The sequence below is a fragment of the Sedimentibacter sp. B4 genome, assembly GCF_000309315.1.
Classification (GTDB): domain Bacteria; phylum Bacillota; class Clostridia; order Tissierellales; family Sedimentibacteraceae; genus Sedimentibacter; species Sedimentibacter saalensis.
Window position 1 is genome coordinate 1 of record NZ_CANG01001072.1, and the last position, 230, is coordinate 230.

Annotated in this window: 1 pseudogene; it reads left to right on the forward strand. The window is 68.7% G+C overall.

Going from position 1 to position 230, the window contains the following annotated elements:
- Positions 1–230: pseudogene (locus tag BN358_RS27275) on the forward strand (hypothetical protein); the annotation flags it as partial.

Sequence of the window (230 nt, forward strand, 5' to 3'; positions counted from 1 at the left end):
TGGCTGCTGCCGCTGCTGGTGCTCGCGCGGCCACGGTGGGTGGACTGGCTCGTGTTCACGATCGCCGAGACGGCGTACTTCGCCGCGGTCTGGGGCTATCTGGACAGCCAGTTGGCCAACGGTGCGGGCCAGGAACGGCTGTACGTGCTCGCGATCGTGGTCCGGATCGGGGCAGCTGTGGCTGTGCGTCGGGTGGTGCGGGACATGCTCGACCCGCGTCTCGACATCGT